Origin of the sequence: Alteromonas sp. M12 (assembly GCF_037478005.1) — a bacterium.
Taxonomy (GTDB): Bacteria; Pseudomonadota; Gammaproteobacteria; order Enterobacterales; family Alteromonadaceae; genus Aliiglaciecola; species Aliiglaciecola lipolytica_A.
Genome location: NZ_CP144164.1, coordinates 4,353,431 through 4,370,696 on the forward strand (window position 1 = coordinate 4,353,431; position 17,266 = coordinate 4,370,696).

The window sequence follows — 17,266 nt, forward strand, 5'->3', positions numbered from 1 at the left end:
CTTTCTATACTGCTCATTAAGAGAACACTCCTTGAAACATCTTGTTTATCCCCATAATTCATGGGCTAGGCACAATTTTATAATTTAAATACTATAGCCCATTAATGTATCATAAGGATTTACCCTAGTGTGCATAACCTCAGGGTAACTTGCTTCGCTGTGAGGTTAGTTAATACGCTTCACTCTAATACGGCGATTTTGACTATCTTTTCCTAAATGATAGGAACCTAGTGCACCGCGTTCTATATAAATTACTTCATTGACCTTCACTTTAAAATTAGTGGCTTCCTGTTCACGCCAAATATGTCCATTGTCTAATTTGAAAACAGCCCGTTTAAGGCCATCTTTAGTGACTTCAACCACAGTTGCATAGATTTTATCATCGGTATCTTCAGGCAGCTTTGCTTGCCTACCAAATTCAGCATTACGCTGACTTTTCGTTGCGTTTTCAGGCTTAGCTTCTAGTACAATATTTTGCTCAGAATTTTGCGCTGCTAACTGATTATTTGCAGGTAAAGGTGCCGGCACTTGCATCAAGTCCTGCAACCCGCCGTAACGGTTTAATTGATTGACGATTTTGTCATAACAAACTAGGCGCTTTAAACTATTTTGAACTTGTCCACAGTTTTTAAGAGCCTCACCAACGGTTTCAGCTTGTGCTGACACAGTAGTGACATAAACACAAACTGACAAAAACAATATAATTAATTTCTTCATGATACTTCCTGATTTTTTTCTTTTTCTTGTTGTTCGTCTTCGTCATCTGCTTTTGGTGTATATAACGCCCCAATAATAATTCCTATTTCAAATAGTATCCACATGGGAACAGCTAATAACGATTGCGAGATTATGTCGGGCGGTGTCAACAACATCCCCACAACAAACACACCCACTATGACATACGGCCTTTTCGCCCTTAGCGAGGCGGCATCGGTAATTCCAGCCCAACACATCAGAATCACCGCTACCGGAATTTCGAAGGCGAGTCCAAAGGCAAAAAACAACTTCAATACAAAGGTAAGATAACTACTAATGTCCGTTGTGAATGCAACACCGTTAATTTCTATACCTGCGAAAAACGCAAATATGACCGGGAAGACCACAAAATAGGCAAAGGCAATTCCAGCGTAAAAAAGCAGTGTGCTTGAAAGCAAAAGAGGCGCGATCAATTTTTTCTCGTTGCGATAAAGCCCTGGTGCAATAAATCCCCAAATTTGATAAAGCACAAAGGGTATTGCTAGAAAAAATGACAATACTAACGTCAGTTTAAAAGGCGCAAAAAATGGCGCCCCAACATCAGTTGCAATCATTTGGGAATTATCAGGCATTGCGTTCAACAACGGCGTGGCCAACAAATGATACAAATCTTGAGCAAAAAACGCTAAAGGTACGAATACCACTAGTATGCTCAAAACCGCTTTGAGCAAGCGGCTTCGCAATTCAATTAAATGAGAAATAAAACTATTAGGATCAGACATTTAAGATTTATCTTTATCGTAAGGCTTATTGACAGATGCTGCGGATGCTTTCAGTTCATCAACTGTTTTTTGCAGATCCGGAGATAAATTTTCTAGACCTTGCTGCTCTGCTTTTTTGAGGTTTTCATGCAATTCATGAACCCGTAACTGCTCTTCTACTTCCTGTTTAAAACCCGAAGCCATGGAGCGCACACTGCGAAATGTTTTCGCCACACTGCGCATTGCTCCAGGCAGCCGTTCAGGGCCAAGCACTAATAAAGCGAGCACACCCACAACCAGTATTTCTAAGAACCCGATATCAAACATAAGCTAGCTTTTCTTTTCGACTATTCAGTTTTTTGCGGTTGCTTTTCAGCTTCATTTTGTTGCTGGACATTTTGTTCTTTGGATTCAATCTTTTCTTCAGTTTTTTTCGCTGTGTCTTCTTCGAAATCAGCATCTTTATCTGATATTGCTTTCTTGAAACCTTTAACAGCAGAACCCAAATCACCACCTAAAGAACGTAATTTTTTGGTTCCGAACAACAATAAAACGATAACCAAAACAATCAACAATTGCGCCCAACCAATATTACCCATTTGAAAACTCCTATAAATTTAGTAAGGCTATTATACGTAGCTAAATTGAAACGTCACTGGATTTGATACATAGATAAAAAAAGAGCATGATTTATAGACCCAATTTGGAGCAATAAGTTTGCCTAATTTAAGAATTGTTGCATTATTCTTTCTAATTTTACATTTTAGCAATGCCGCTGTAGCCCAAGAAGAGCAGGACGTGTGGCTTGATTCTATGCATAAAAATATTTCCGAGTCGGTATTAGACACGGCACAATGGTTTGATAATTTTTTTGCAAATGAAAACCTTCAAGAAGACCAAAAAGCACTTGGCGAAGTGCGTCTTCGACTCGGAATAGAGCCTAGGTCTCGAAATTTAGAGGAATTTGAGGCGCGTTTGAAGGTCAGAGTAAAGCTACCTAACCTAAAAAATCGCGTTGATTTGATACTTACTGATTTTGACGAAGAGCAAGACGACCGAGTCGCCAGCAGCGGAAGTGGTGAATTTGCTCGTGAAGATAGTTTTAACTTAGCGCTACGTTACAAGGTGTCACCTGATAGCGGACTTTCCCATCGAATCGGTTTTGGTCGCAGATTTCAATACTACGCGAAGTCTAGATACCGAGATGCCATAGGTCTGAGTGATTCAGTGGAAATGCGCTACGACGCATCAATCTACTATTACAACCGAGATAAATTAGGTACCTCCTTCAGTCTTACCTTCAACTACGACTATTCAAAAAACTTACTACTTAGATATCACAATCGCTTTGAATATAGAGACAAAACTAATGATTGGTTATGGCAGCATAGTTGGCAGGGTTTCAAACAACTTGATGATACGAGTGCTGTCATCTACGGTTATTACATCGAAGGTATAACTCGGCCAAATTATCGATTAGAGGAATATTTGGTCAGTGTTAAATTACGTAAACAAACCGATAGAAGTTGGTTATTTTACGAAGTTGAACCTTTTGTGTTGTGGCGTAGAGATGAACAGTTTTCAGCATCCTATGGCATCGCTTTGCGAATTGAAGGGTATTTTGGCGAACGTTAACCCTGATTCCGCAACAAAAGTGCGCTACTTTTTTAAATAAATCATACCTAATATGATTGATGAAACCGTTCAGCATATATAAAAGGGGGATACATGGGATTGTTAGTGGATGGAAAGTGGGTCGACCAGTGGTACGACACTGAGTCAAGTGGCGGCAAATTCGAAAGGCAAGCATCTAAATTCAGAAACCAGATTTCAACCAAAGCAGACGCAAAGTTTAAACCTGAGTCCGGTCGTTACCACTTATACGTTGCATTAGCTTGTCCATGGGCACACAGAACACTTATTTTCCGAAAATTAAAGGGCTTAGAGCCTCATATTGATGTATCAGTGGTGGCCCCAGACATGTTAGAAAATGGTTGGGAATTTTCTGACTTTCCAGATGCTACAGGGGATAAATTATTTAATTTTGATTTTATGCATCAGGTATATACCAAAGCCCAAGCTGATATCACCAGTCGGGTGACAATTCCGGTGTTGTGGGATAAAAAAACCAATTCAATTGTTAATAACGAATCTGCTGAAATAATTCGAATTTTCAATTCTCAGTTTAATTCACTGACAAATAACCAGATTGATTTTTACCCTGAGAATTTGCGCGTTGAAATTGATGAAGTAAACGAAAGGGTATACAACACTGTAAACAATGGTGTTTACAAAGCTGGCTTTGCCACTAATCAAATGGCCTATGAAGACGCCGTTATTCCATTATTTGAAACCTTAGATTGGCTCGATAAACGACTATCTAAACAACGATATTTAGTAGGTCAGCAAATTACAGAGGCTGATTGGCGCTTGTTTACTACTTTAATTAGATTTGATCCCGTTTATGTTGGGCATTTCAAATGTAATATCCGCCGCATAGCTGATTATCCAAATCTTTCAGGCTATTTGCGTGAGTTATACCAATACCCTCAAGTAGCAGACACAGTCAATTTTGTGCATATTAAACGACATTATTATTTTAGCCACACCCAGTATAATCCAACCCAGATTATTCCCGCGGGTCCGATAATGGAACTAAACAAACCTCACAATCGTGATTTGTTAGTGTAAGTCAATTACATGCAACATCAGAACTCAAGGAAATTGAGCAAATTACAAAGTTGTTTACAGGGAATAAGAGAATAGCGCCGCTATTTAAACTCAGCGCTATTCTCGCAATCAAACCTAAAGAGTTACTACCACTCTTCCACGAACCTTGCCATTCAGCAGTTCTTTCGCGGTCTCTATTACGTCACTTAAGGTTATATTGTTCGCAATATCATCTAATGTCGTTGGATCGAGTAATTCACCTAGGCGTTGCCATGCTTCAATACGATCTTCTAACGGACGCATTACACTATCAATCCCCGCAAGGGTAATCCCGCGTAAGATAAATGGTGCGACTGATGCTGGAAAATCCATACCTTGGGCTAAACCACACGCAGCCACGGTTCCACCATACTTAAGACCGGCACAGATATTTGCTAGGGTATGGCTTCCCACTGAATCAACGGCCCCAGCCCATCTTTCTTTTCCAAGGGGACGGCCTGCTTCAGATAAAGATGCTCGGTCGATGATCTCACTGGCTCCGAGCTTTTTCAAATAATCTGCCTGTTCAGGGCGGCCTGTTGAAGCGACCACCTGATAGCCCAATTTCGCTAGCAAAGTGATTGCAAAACTTCCCACCCCACCATTAGCACCGGTGACCAAAATATCGCCTTTGTCTGGCGTCACACCATTTTTTTCAAGAGCAATAACACAAAGCATCGCCGTGTAACCAGCAGTACCTATAGCCATAGCTTGGCTAGCAGTAAACGCCTCAGGCAAAGGGATTAGCCATTCACTTTTAAGTCGTGCTTTTTGCGCTAGACCGCCACAATGCACTTCCCCGACTCCGAAACCGTTTAACAATACTTTATCGCCAACTTTAAATTTATCGGTCTCAGAGTGCTCAACCGTGCCTGCCAAATCAATTCCTGGTACCATAGGAAACTTACGAACAACTGGACTTTTGCCCGTTATGGCCAAACCATCTTTATAGTTCAAGGTGCTATGAGTCACTTTAATAGTAACGTCACCTTCCGGCAGAATGCTGTCATCAAGCTCTTTCAATTCAACCTGATATCCGTTGTCGTCTTTGTTAATTAATATACCTTGAAACATATAGCCTCCGAATATAGACCAATCGTCTATAAATAGTTAAAACGAATACCTAAATACTATCTAGGTAATCCCGCAATAAATTGTGATAAAAAGTTGTTAAGGGGTTCGGCATCTTGTACTAATCTAGCCCGACTCACGGCACCTTCCCAGCCCACCCAAAAAAACTCGGCTTGAAGCTGACAATTTGCCTTAGCAGAAATCAATTTTTGCTGCTGGGCTTCTAATAAACAAGCTTCTATGCGAGCTTGCCAGTCAGTAAAGATATTGAGTAACAATTGTCGATAGCTTTCTGGCAAAACATCGACTTCTTGTCCAAGATTTCCGACTAAACAACCCCGTTTGTACTGATGTTTTTGCATACCTGATTTAGCGTCTTCAACAAAATTGGATATTCGTTGAATAGGATCGATATCGCTATTTAACAGGTGGCTGTCTAACTTCTTGGCAAAGTAACTTGCATAACTTTCTATAACTGCACGCCCAAACACTTCTTTACTAGCAAAATAATGATAAAAAGAACCTTTAGGTACGCCTACTTTTTTTAGTATTTTATCAATACCCGAGGCGAAAAAGCCTTGCTCAGTTAAAAGCTCTACGCCACTGCGGATTAATTCAGCTCGCGTATCCTGATTTTCACGTGCCACCTTAGGTGGTCTTCCGCGCTTGGGAATTGGTATTTTTGAAGTGTTCATAGGCATATAATAGACCGACCGTCTAGTAAAATGCAAAAATAGTTTTAAATTAGGCGATCTAATTAAAAATAAGGAGTTAATATCGAGCCGATACTAGTGCCTAAACCACGCATAAATCCAAGCACCCAAACCACTTCCCGCCATTAAAACACTGGGAATAAAGCTATTTATGTAAAGCGGCAAGAGACCGGACAAAATAATCAGTGTAGAGCCAGTGAGCACATAAAATAAGTTTTTTTGAGCCCGACGTTGCTGTAATTGCTGCTGATCAAAATGTTTTTGTTGTAGCGCTGGAAGTTGTTTAACTTGTTTTAAACTGTCATAGATCAGATCAGGAATTTCAGGTAGCTTTTCTGACCAAAATGGTAGGTTAGCGTTAATTTTTTTAAACATAGCCACAAAGCCAATCTGGTCTTTCATCCACTGCTCCAAAAAGGGCTTTGCGGTCTGCCAAAGGTCTAACTGGGGATAAAGCAAGCGTCCTAAACCTTCCACATAAAGTAAGGTTTTTTGCAGTAACACCAATTGCGGCTGCACTACCATATTGAACCGCCGAGCAGTGTTAAACAGCTGCAACAACACATTACTAAAAGAAATTTCCGCCAAAGGTTTCTGAAAAATAGGCTCACATACAGTGCGAATAGACACCTCAAAGGCTTCAATATCAGTATCTGCAGGGACCCAGCCAGAATCCACGTGCAATTCTGCAACCTTACGATAATCACGATTGAAAAACGCAATAAAATTCTCAGCTAAATAGCGCTTATCGTCTCTATTTAACGTACCCACGATACCAAAATCAATAGCGATATATTGTGGGTTTTCTGGGTGCATTTTTGAAACAAAAATGTTTCCCGGATGCATATCTGCATGAAAGAAACTATCGCGAAACACTTGGGTAAAGAAAACTTCGACACCCCGTTCAGCTAAAAGCTTCATATTGGTATTCTGAGCTTCCAATGCTTCAATATTGGAAATGGGAATACCATAAATGCGCTCCATTACCATCACATTGGTTGAGCAATAATCACTGTATATCTCTGGTATATATAACGAATCAGCGCCATCAAAATTGCGTTTCAATTGAATACCGTTTGCCGCTTCTCTTGCTAGATCCAATTCTTCAACAATGGTTTTTCTATATTCATCTACTACTTCAACCGGTCTTAACCGCTTACCATCGGGCAATAATTTTTGTACTGCAAATGCCAGTGAATGCATTAATTCAATATCAGCATGAATAGTGCCAGCAATATCTGGTCGAATAACCTTTACGATCACTTCTTTGTTGTTACTTTTTAATACTGCGCTATGAACTTGTGCAATGGATGCAGAGGCTAAAGGAGTGATTTCAAACTCTGAAAATAACTCATTCAATTCAGAGATATTTAAAGCACGTTTAATGATTTCAACGGCCACGGCACTATCAAAAGGTTGCACTTTATCTTGCAAGATAGCCAATTCATCAGCAATTTCAGCAGGCAGTAAATCCCGACGAGTCGACAGCATCTGCCCAAACTTAATAAATACCGGACCAAGGGTTTGCAACGCCAGTCTTATTCTCACCCCTAACGGTTTATCTGGATGCTGGTTACGTAACCAAAATTGACAAGACCTGCCCAGCTTGGCATACCAAGGTAGCCAGTGTTCAGGAATTAATTCATCTAATCCATGTTGCAATAGAACTTTGTTAATCTTATATAGGCGAAGAGTCCGCATTGGTTTAACTGCTCTGCTTGTTTGATGAGGTGCTGGATTGGTTTTCTAAGCGACTTAACTTTGCTGCAAGCCTGTCGGTAGCACTGCGCAGTTCATTCACCTGGTCACAAAAATCTACCACTAAAATAGCTGGCGCAGCGATGCGCTTTTCTTCAATTGCCGCATCTGCCAAGGTAACAGCTAGCCGATTAGCCTGACTTTTTGCAGTTTGAATGAGTTTTTTGCCTGCTCTAAAGGTTTTATGCGCTAGCATGTCACCTGTATATTTTGATAGCTGTTCTTCCCAATCAATATCTAACTCAGTCATTAACTGACTAAACTGTTGAGCAATTGCCACATCACCTTCTAGCACAAGTTCACCGTTTTGAATCAAACGGGTTATTTGGCTGGTGTCCTTTAACTTCTGTAAAGTGGACAACGACAATGCTAAGTGGCAATCAGTATTAATCTCTTCATCAGGCATAGCAACTAAAACATCTACTTGATCAGAAAAACTAAAGGTTAACGTCCATGGTAATTCATGAATATCAACGCTGAGCTGTTTTCCTACCATTTTTTTGAGTGCAAAAACGGAACTAGGATCAAGTTTCAGTAGATGATTAAAAATACGTTCAATGCCAGAAGACACTAATTGGGCTGCAGGCATTAAAATTTGAACCCTCTGTGCAGCGCCACTATGCCACCGGTTAGATTGTGAAATGTGGTTTGCTCAAAACCCACAGCTTCCATCATACCTTTTAAGGTCTCTTGGTCAGGATGCATTCGAATTGACTCTGCCAAGTACTGATAACTTTCACTATCATTGGCCACTAACTTTCCCATTTTAGGCAATAAGTGGAACGAATACAGATCATAAGCTTTGCTTAACATGTCACTTTGCGGTTTTGAGAACTCCAGTACCAACAAACGACCACCGGGCTTTAATACACGATACATAGAAGCCAAGGCTTTGTCTTTGTCGGTGACATTACGCAGTCCAAAAGCAATGGTAATGACGTCAAAATAGTTATCTGGGAACGGCAACATTTCGGCATTAGCTTGAACATAATCTAAATTGCCAACGACCCCTTTGTTGCGTAGTTTATCGCGGCCTACTTTCAACATGGCGTTGTTAATATCGGCTAATACCACCTGCCCAGTTTCGCCAACGATTTTAGAAAACTTTGCGGCTAAATCACCGGTTCCACCAGCTAGATCTAAGACCTTATGTCCTGCTCTAACACCACTACAATCGATGGTGAAGCGTTTCCATAAACGATGAATCCCCATAGACATCATGTCGTTCATAATGTCATATTTGGCCGCCACCGAATGAAATACATCGGCCACCATGGACGCTTTTTCGGTTTTGTCTACTTGTTTAAAACCAAAGTGAGTTTGCGAGTCTTCTTCTCGAGTGACTGGCGAATCTTCAGCAGTCGACACAACACTTACTTGATCCACTTCATTTGTCTCAATTTCAGACTCAGGGACGTGACTATTGCTCATGGTATTTCCTTTTAAACTAATCTCATCAGTTTACCGAAAATCTTCATGCATGACTATTAAACCTGAACCTAGAATCACTATTCAACTTGAACATGGTTATCACCTACACTATAAGAAATAATTTGACTGATTTCTTGCAGTGAAAGATTGCTCTGCTGATGAAAATCGTTAAATGCGTTTTGCATAGCCGTTAAACTGCGTTTAGATGAAGCAGAGCCGCTGATTACATCTCTTTTGGCAAAATAGCTCACCACATCTTGGCTAAGAATAAACGTATCTTTACCCAAGGCGCGCAATGCGTAAGGTCCGGTATTGCCACCTAAACGTGCGCCATGTTTTTTCAGATATGCCCATAACCCAATAATATCGTGAGTGGGCCATTGGGCCACAAACTTGGCAAAGCTACCTTTGTCCTGTTTAACGGTTTGAATCATTAATGCGTTTTCACGAATGGTTTTTACTTTGTTGTAATTACGAATAATACTGGGATCTTGGGCTTTTTTTTCGAGCATCTCATCTGGCATTAAAATGACCTTTTCAATATCAAAATTGAAAAATGCTCGCTCGAAATTAGGCCACTTATCCCGCACTACTCTCCAAACAAAACCTGATTGGAAAACCTTTTTACTGAATTCTGCTAAAAAACGATCATCACCAATAGCTTCTATCTTCTTAGGTGTCAGTGGCTTCGACAACAATAAAGCTAATTTTTTAGGACCTCCTTTACGCTCACAGGCTCGTTGGTAAAGGTGTTCAAATGTTTCTAAAGTTGCCAAAAGCACACTATCCTTTTTTAATTTGATTAAGCGGCAATACCCGAATGGCGTAATAATGCATCAACGCTGGGCTCTCTTCCGCGGAATGCCACAAATAACGTCATCGGCTCTTTACTGCCGCCCATTTCCAGAACATTGTGTAAAAAGTCTGAACCCACTTGCGGATTGAAAATCCCTTCTTCTTCAAACCGACTAAAGGCGTCAGAACTTAATACTTCTGCCCATTTATAGCTGTAATAACCAGCCGCGTAACCGCCGGCGAAAATATGCCCAAAGCTATTTTGAAAACGATTAAATTCTGGAGCTTTAAGTACCGACACTTTTTCACGCACTTTTTGAATAAATTCTTGCACATTAACCGGATTTTCTTGCTGGTATTGTTCATGTAAGGTGAAGTCGAACAAACTGAATTCTAATTGTCGCATCATTTGCATCGCCGATTGGAAATTACGCGCTGCTAACATCTTGTCTAACAGGTCTTTGGGCAAGGCTTCGCCTGTTTCATAGTGCCCCGATATGAATGCTAGCGCTTCGGGTTGCCAACACCAATTTTCTAAAAACTGACTAGGTAACTCCACTGCATCCCATGGCACACCATTGATTCCTGAAACGCCGGCCACATCTACCTTAGTTAGCATATGATGAATACCGTGACCAAACTCATGGAACAAAGTAATGACTTCGTCATGGGTAAACAGCGCAGGTTTGTCACCCACGGGTCCATTAAAGTTGCATGTTAAGTAAGCCACAGGATATTGTAATTGCCCGTCGATTCGCGTTCTACGAACCTGACATTCGTCCATCCACGCTCCACCGCGCTTGCGAGGCCGCGCATACAAATCTAAATAGAAACTACCACGCAATTCACCGTCACTGTCGACAATATCGTAAAACTCAACATCTTTATGCCACACATCAACGTTTTGACGCTGCACAATATTAACTTTGTATAAACGTTTAACCACTTCAAATAAACCAGAGACTACCTGCTTTTCTGGGAAATAGGGGCGCAATTGTTCGTCTGAAATGGAATATTGTTGCTGTTTTAGTTTTTCACTGTAGTAGGCTAAATCCCATGCTTGTAATTCAGTTACCTGATGTTCAGCCTTGGCAAATTGGGTAACTTCTTGAAGATCTTTTAAAGCTTGCGGTTTTGAGCGTTTTGCTAAGTCTTCTAGGAATCCAGTAACCTGCTCAGTAGACTCGGCCATCTTAGTTGCTAGCGAGCGTTCAGCGTAACTTGCAAACCCCATAAGATTGGCTAACTCATGACGCAAAGCTAAGGTTTCTTCAATAATCTGGGTATTGTCGAACTCGCCTGCATTAGGACCTAGCTCTGAAGCACGGGTGGTGTAAGCGCGATACATTTCTTCTCGCAACGAACGGTTGTCGGCATAGGTCATAACGGGCAAATAACTTGGAATATCTAAGGTGAACAACCAGCCCTCTAGATCTTTGCTTTCAGCCAATTGCTTAGCTGCTTCTAAGGCAGAATCTGGTAACCCGGCCAATTCAGATTTGTCAGTAATATGTTTTTGCCAAGCCAATGTCGCATCCATCACATTATTGCTAAATGTAGAGGATAAATCTGACAGCCGACTTTTAATCTCACCATAACGTTGCTTTTTACTATCTTCCAACGCAACCCCAGACAAGGTAAAGTCGCGGATACCATTATCAATAACTTTCTGCTGCGCAACCGAGAGTGTGGAAAATTCTTCAGAGTGCTTAATCTGAGTATAAGCATCATAAAGACCTTTGTGCTGCCCAACCCAAGTGCCATAGGAAGATAATAGTGGTAGACATGCATCGTGGGCTTCACGTAACTCGTCATTACTCACAACAGAGTTCATATGCGATACTGGTGACCACAGCTTACCCAAAATATCATCTATTTCGTCAATTGGTTGAATGATAGTGTCCCAATTCACGGTCTCTTGCTCTAATACCCTATTAATAGTGTTTTTACAGTTCGAAATCGCCTCTTTTATTGAGTCTTTTATCTCGCTAATTTTGATTTGCGTAAACTGAGGCAAAGACTTGATATCTGATTGAGAATGATGAGTGGCGACTTGATTCATAAATGTATCCATTAATATTTTAAGGGTTGGAACTTTGTACGTGAGGCCTTATAAAGGCAATTACAAGAGATAGGCAAATATATTTATTACCTTCATGAACTTTTTGTCTGAAAATTGAATCCACAGGATTTGTGCTTCTTATTCATCTACAATAACCTAATTAATACAACTAACTTCAGGATAAAACATGGCAGATTTTGATTACATATGTATCGGCGGGGGCAGTGGTGGAATTGCTTCAGCAAACCGCGCAGCAAAGTATGGCAAAAAGGTGGCAATAATTGAGGCAACAGCGGTTGGCGGCACTTGTGTAAATGTGGGCTGTGTACCTAAAAAAGTGATGTGGTTCGGCGCCCATGTCGCTGAAGCCATAAACCTATACGCACCAGACTACGGGTTCGATGTCACAATCAATAAATTCGATTGGAAAACCTTGGTTGCAAGCAGAGAAGCCTATATCAAGCGCATTCATGGTAGCTACAGCAGCGGCTTTGAGAAAAATGGCGTTACTTTAATTTCAGGTTTTGCTACTTTTGTAGACAAAAATACCGTTGAAGTAAATGGCAAACAATATACCGCAGAGCACATTCTTATTGCTACTGGCGGTCGCCCTACCATACCAAAGATCCCAGGTGCAGAATTGGGAATCGACTCTAACGGCTTTTTTGAATTAAACCAACAACCTAAACGTGCGGTTGTGGTTGGTGCCGGATATATCGCGGTAGAGCTAGCAGGTGTAATGCACGCTTTAGGTACAAAAACCGATTTAGTCGTGCGTAAACACGCGCCATTAAGAAGTTTTGATACTATGTTATCCGAAACCTTAGTAGAGCTTATGGCTCAAGATGGTCCTACTCTGCACACCCATGCTACTCCCACACAGGTAATTAAAAATACAGATGGTTCGTTAACCATTGAATTTGAAAACGGTACCAGTATTGAAACAGACTGTGTTGTTTGGGCCATTGGACGTGAACCTGCTAATGATAAAATTGGCATCGAAAATACTGGCGTTGAACTCAATGAACGTGGATACATCAAAGTCGACAAATTCCAAAATACCAACGTAGATGGGATCTATGCGGTAGGCGATAACATTGGTTATGTTGAACTGACACCTGTTGCGGTTAAATCAGGACGTTTATTGTCTGAGCGTTTGTTTAACGGTCAGACTAATGCACACATGGATTATTCTCTTATCCCAACAGTGGTATTTAGTCATCCTCCAATCGGCACTATAGGTTTAAGTGAAGATGAGGCGATCAAAGAATACGGTGCTGACAACGTTAAAGTATATAGCTCTAGCTTCGCGGCTATGTACACAGCAGTGACGAAACATCGTCAAATGACTCGAATGAAACTAGTTTGTGCAGGTGAGGAAGAAAAAGTCGTCGGCTTACATGGCATAGGTGCCGGTATGGACGAGATTCTGCAAGGATTTGGCGTGGCTATGAAGATGGGCGCCACTAAAGCTGATTTTGATGCTTGCGTAGCCATTCATCCTACTTCTGGAGAAGAATACGTCACTATGTGACCCTAGCCGACTAACAAAGCGAACCGTTTCTCCCTAGTTTTGGCTGTCAATACAGTCGAAACTAGCGGGGTTTACTAAGCCAATACCTTGGGCTAATAATCTAATCTGCAGCTTCGATATGTTTTTCAAGCAGGTTAACTAGAGTGTCATATTGCTGTTCCATGGTCACAAGCAAACTTTCAATCGCGGCAATATTCGGTTTATGAGCTTCAATCTCTATATTACCAAAGGTTTCATGTAGCTGCATTGCACCAATATCTCCACAAACACCTTTAAGTGAATGACTCAATTGGCAAATTTCTTCTAAAGATTGACTCTGGACGCTGCCTCGCAACTTTGCAATTTTTTCTCCAGTGCTTTGCAAAAATATATTACATATTTTGTTCAACAGGTTTTGATTATTCATCAACCGAGTAAGTGCTCCCTGTTTATCCCAAACCACGCAAGAGGTAATAGCTTGGGCAATAGATTGTTCCGTATCTTCACTGTCATTAATAATTTTAACCTTGGGTTTAAACACAGATAACACCCACTTAGTCAGTTTAGTTATCAATTTTTCAGCAGAAATTGGCTTAGTGACATAATCATTCATGCCAGCCTCTAAGCATTTTTGCCTTTCTCCCAGCATAGCATTTGCGGTCATAGCTATGATTGGAACATCAATATATAACTGACCAGCTTCACCGTTACGTATTTGCGCAGTTGCTTCATAACCATTCAAAATTGGCATTTGGCAATCCATTAGTACACAGTGAATAATTTCCCCACTGGCAGCAGATGCGAGCAATTTATCGATTGCTTGTTGTCCGTTGGCAGCTCTCACTGTTTCTACTGAAGTAGGTTTTAAAATGCCTATTGCCACCTCGACATTTATATCATTGTCATCCACAACCAATACTCTAGCACCGGTTAATTTACTGTCTACGGGAAGATCCACTTCAGCTATTTTAGGCTTTTTCTGCTCTGAATTGGCGTCGGCTAACGTTTGCTTTTTGTCGGTATATTTCAATAAAAACTCTGAAATAGACACGGGTTTGGAAATATAGATAGGCTTAAGACGTTTAAACATGGTTTTGGCATCACGAGTATTATACAACATGGCCACTTTAGCAGAGCTGTTGTTGGCATATTCTATAGCGTCCCAGCAATGTTCAAGTAACTGTGCCCGAGGATCAAGTTGATCAACAATAAAAATGTCAGGCAATTTTGCCGGCAGTTCAGTATTCGATTCTAAGTAGCCGGTAATCTCATTATCAGGCATAACCTTAGCGCCGAGTTTGACGACCATATTACATAGACTTTGATGGAGTTGTTGATTCGCGACTAAGATGGAAACGAGTTTGCCACTGAGATGTTTCTCTGGACGTTTGAACGTCACGTTAACATTGGGGATATGTACTTGGAAATGAAACGTACTGCCTTTGCCTTTTTCTGATTTGAAGGTCACTTGGCCATTGAGTAATTTACTCAATTGTTTGCATATCGATAGTCCAAGGCCTGTTCCACCGTACTTAGAAGCGATAGCACTGTCTTCTTGGGAAAATGCACTGAATAATCGTTTCTGATTTTCTTCTGCGATGCCTATTCCAGTGTCTGTCACCGCGAAATGCAGACTGCAATGATTATCATCGAGTTGTTCTGAATAGGCGTTGACTAAAATATGTCCCTGATTGGTAAATTTAATTGCATTATTTAAAATGTTAGTAAGAATCTGTGAATAGCGATGCGGATCACTGATGATTGATTCACACTTTATATCAATGCTATCAAGTATAAATTCTAGGCCTTTCTCTTGCGCTTTGACTGCCATACTTCCGCACAAGCTTTCAATTAATTTACCAGGTTTAAATGCTTTGTAATCCAGGTCTAATTTACCCGCTTCTATTTTTGATAAATCTAAAATGTCGTTAATCAACACCGAGAGCGAGTTAACACTCACTTCCGTCATATCAAGGTACTGTAACTGTTGTTCACTAAGTGGTTCTTTTTTAATGAGATTTAAAGTGCCAATTATACCGTTAAGTGGGGTGCGCATTTCATGGCTAATGTTAGAAATAAACGCGCTTTTAACATCGCTCGCTTTTTCCAATTGGGCGGTACGTCGAGCGACTTTCACCTCTAATTCAGCGTTTACTTTACGGATTTTTTCATCGGCCTTTTTTAAGCTAGTAATATCCCGTGTAATCACCGCAACTCCACTGAAAGTAACGCCATCTTGAAGAATTGCAGACAGTGAAACCAACAGCTTAATGTTTTGATCCTGCTGTAAACAGGTTTCTAAAGACTGCTGACTCACGCCACTTGCCAATTTATGAATAAGTTCATCAAAATTGACCTCAGGAAATAACGATAGCTCCACAACACGCCGACCTTCTACTTGCTCGAAATCTAAACCAAATAACGCCTTTGCGGCGCGATTCCAGCTTGATATTCGCCCATCGGTTGTTAACCCGAAAATAGCATCTTGCGAGCCATTAACAATAGCCTCGGATTCCGCCCTTGCTTCAGCTAATTCCTGACTTCTACGCAACCCTCTCTGAAAAACCGCCAAAACGATTACTATTACAATAAATACAACAAATAAAATGGCATAGACATTGGTTCGTCTTTGCATCGCTAAATCACTTATTACTGCCTCTGGGGTTAGAATATGAGAGAGCAGAAAGCCATCATTAAAATCACCACTGATAATTAATTTTTTAGCAGAAGAATAGAACTCTCCTGTTGGGTAGTGTTTCACTCTAGTAATATCGATTTGACTGCCCAAGTCTAGTTTCTGATTGTAATAACTGTCCCAACTTGCTTCTGGGTTTAGATCCTTGCTGTACATTAGTTCTGGATTAGGATGCACCAGAAAAAAGCCGTTACTATCGGTTAAGATTAGTTGGTTCGGTTTATCAACAAGGTCTTGAATCGAATTCAGCAGTTCACTGGCATTGATATTTAGGATTAAGAAACCTAAACGTTCGATTTGATTATTGAATACCGGTATAGATAATCTGAGCATAGGACGATAAGGAAATTCTATTTCGCCAAACTCACGATTTAGTGAAATTTCGGACAGATAAATTTGTCCCGCAGACAGTTTTACACTTTGCTGGTAGTAGTCTCTATCGCTCTTGTTTTGCAAGTGAGCATCGCCTACCACTTTTATGCCACCGCCACTTCGTTCAACGCGCACTAACTCTTTGCCTTCATTGCCAATGCCGATAAAGCGCATTTGTTCGTACTCTGAATTATTTTCAACAAAAGCTACAAAGATAGTTTCTAACCTTTGTTTCCATTGTTCATGAGTAGAACCATCTACTTCAGAATCTTGCACCATAGTATTGGCAAAACCTTCAATAGGAGGTGTACCAAACAAAAAGCGTAAGTCATTTCGATATTTGGAAAGGGATTGTTGTACCTGAGTGTCAATTCGACTATTTGTTACCCGCTGATTCTCTTCAACTAAAGCCATAATAGTAGTATTAAGTTGAGTTTCGAAAATGATAATAGCGATAGAAATTATTGATACAAATAGAAAAAAGGTAGGTATAAATAAGTTTTTCCCGCCATACCAAGATTTTATCTTGGGCAAACGTGGCTTTATTGACATTAAATACTCCGTAGAAAAAACTGCACCCAAAACCCTCTGTGCTTTTCAATAAATTGAAAGTTAACCAGATAGTAACTAATGATATAAAAGATTATGCGTAAATGACTTTAAACTTTAGTAGTTCGCTAAAAACAACGC

The 17,266-nt window shown here is 40.5% G+C and carries 15 protein-coding genes; 3 read left to right on the forward strand and 12 right to left on the reverse strand.

What is annotated here, in order from left to right; all coding sequences use genetic code 11:
- Positions 1-165: 165 nt before the first annotated feature.
- Genes VUI23_RS18715 through tatA form a run of 4 tightly spaced genes read right to left on the reverse strand, consistent with a single transcriptional unit; the run spans position 166 to position 2,056 of the window.
- Positions 166-717: a hypothetical protein gene (locus VUI23_RS18715; RefSeq protein WP_216049113.1), complete on the reverse strand. Its 552-nt coding sequence runs from the start codon at positions 715-717 to the stop codon at positions 166-168.
- Positions 714-1,478, reverse strand: a complete 765-nt coding sequence (gene tatC / locus VUI23_RS18720) for a twin-arginine translocase subunit TatC (RefSeq protein WP_216049114.1) — start codon at positions 1,476-1,478, stop codon at positions 714-716. The genes VUI23_RS18715 and tatC overlap by 4 nt, the downstream gene beginning before the upstream one ends.
- Positions 1,479-1,784 (reverse strand): Sec-independent protein translocase protein TatB, encoded by a 306-nt coding sequence (gene tatB / locus VUI23_RS18725; protein WP_216049115.1) that lies wholly within the window; start codon positions 1,782-1,784, stop codon positions 1,479-1,481.
- Between the two features lie 20 nt (positions 1,785-1,804).
- On the reverse strand, positions 1,805-2,056 hold the full coding sequence (gene tatA / locus VUI23_RS18730; RefSeq protein WP_216049116.1) for a twin-arginine translocase TatA/TatE family subunit: 252 nt from the start codon (positions 2,054-2,056) through the stop codon (positions 1,805-1,807).
- Positions 2,057-2,174: 118 nt separating this feature from the next.
- On the opposite strand from tatA, the gene VUI23_RS18735 reads away from it, so the two are divergent.
- Together VUI23_RS18735 and VUI23_RS18740 are read left to right on the forward strand one after the other, a co-directional pair.
- Positions 2,175-3,092, forward strand: coding sequence for a hypothetical protein (locus tag VUI23_RS18735; RefSeq protein WP_342805393.1), 918 nt, complete (start codon positions 2,175-2,177; stop codon positions 3,090-3,092).
- Positions 3,093-3,185: 93 nt separating this feature from the next.
- Positions 3,186-4,148 (forward strand): glutathione S-transferase family protein, encoded by a 963-nt coding sequence (locus VUI23_RS18740; RefSeq protein WP_342805395.1) that lies wholly within the window; start codon positions 3,186-3,188, stop codon positions 4,146-4,148.
- A 114-nt stretch (positions 4,149-4,262) separates the two neighbouring features.
- On the opposite strand, the gene VUI23_RS18745 is transcribed toward VUI23_RS18740, so the two are convergent.
- The 7 genes from VUI23_RS18745 to prlC form a co-directional block, all read right to left on the reverse strand.
- Positions 4,263-5,240 carry an MDR family oxidoreductase gene (locus VUI23_RS18745; RefSeq protein WP_216049118.1) on the reverse strand — a complete coding sequence of 326 codons (978 nt, stop codon included), beginning with the start codon at positions 5,238-5,240 and terminating at the stop codon, positions 4,263-4,265.
- Between the two features lie 56 nt (positions 5,241-5,296).
- Positions 5,297-5,938, reverse strand: a complete 642-nt coding sequence (locus tag VUI23_RS18750) for a TetR/AcrR family transcriptional regulator (protein ID WP_342805397.1) — start codon at positions 5,936-5,938, stop codon at positions 5,297-5,299.
- A gap of 87 nt (positions 5,939-6,025) precedes the next feature.
- Complete coding sequence (gene ubiB / locus VUI23_RS18755) at positions 6,026-7,651, reverse strand: ubiquinone biosynthesis regulatory protein kinase UbiB (RefSeq protein WP_342805399.1); 1,626 nt, start codon at positions 7,649-7,651, stop codon at positions 6,026-6,028.
- A 4-nt stretch (positions 7,652-7,655) separates the two neighbouring features.
- Positions 7,656-8,297 carry an SCP2 sterol-binding domain-containing protein gene (locus VUI23_RS18760; protein ID WP_216049121.1) on the reverse strand — a complete coding sequence of 214 codons (642 nt, stop codon included), beginning with the start codon at positions 8,295-8,297 and terminating at the stop codon, positions 7,656-7,658.
- Positions 8,297-9,139, reverse strand: coding sequence for a bifunctional demethylmenaquinone methyltransferase/2-methoxy-6-polyprenyl-1,4-benzoquinol methylase UbiE (ubiE, locus tag VUI23_RS18765; RefSeq protein ID WP_216049122.1), 843 nt, complete (start codon positions 9,137-9,139; stop codon positions 8,297-8,299). The genes VUI23_RS18760 and ubiE overlap by 1 nt, the downstream gene beginning before the upstream one ends.
- A 77-nt stretch (positions 9,140-9,216) precedes the next feature.
- A complete protein-coding gene (locus VUI23_RS18770) occupies positions 9,217-9,915 on the reverse strand; it encodes a DNA-3-methyladenine glycosylase I (protein ID WP_342805401.1) in 699 nt (232 codons plus the stop codon).
- A gap of 26 nt (positions 9,916-9,941) precedes the next feature.
- Positions 9,942-11,996, reverse strand: a complete 2,055-nt coding sequence (gene prlC / locus VUI23_RS18775; protein ID WP_342805403.1) for an oligopeptidase A — start codon at positions 11,994-11,996, stop codon at positions 9,942-9,944.
- A 187-nt stretch (positions 11,997-12,183) separates the two neighbouring features.
- Between prlC and gorA the strand changes: the two genes are divergently transcribed.
- Entirely contained in the window at positions 12,184-13,530 is a 1,347-nt protein-coding gene (gene gorA, locus VUI23_RS18780) for a glutathione-disulfide reductase (protein WP_216049125.1), read from the forward strand.
- Positions 13,531-13,630: 100 nt separating this feature from the next.
- Here the strand turns inward: gorA and VUI23_RS18785 are convergent, their stop codons facing one another.
- Entirely contained in the window at positions 13,631-17,128 is a 3,498-nt protein-coding gene (locus VUI23_RS18785) for an ATP-binding protein (protein ID WP_342805405.1), read from the reverse strand.
- Positions 17,129-17,266 lie beyond the last annotated feature (138 nt).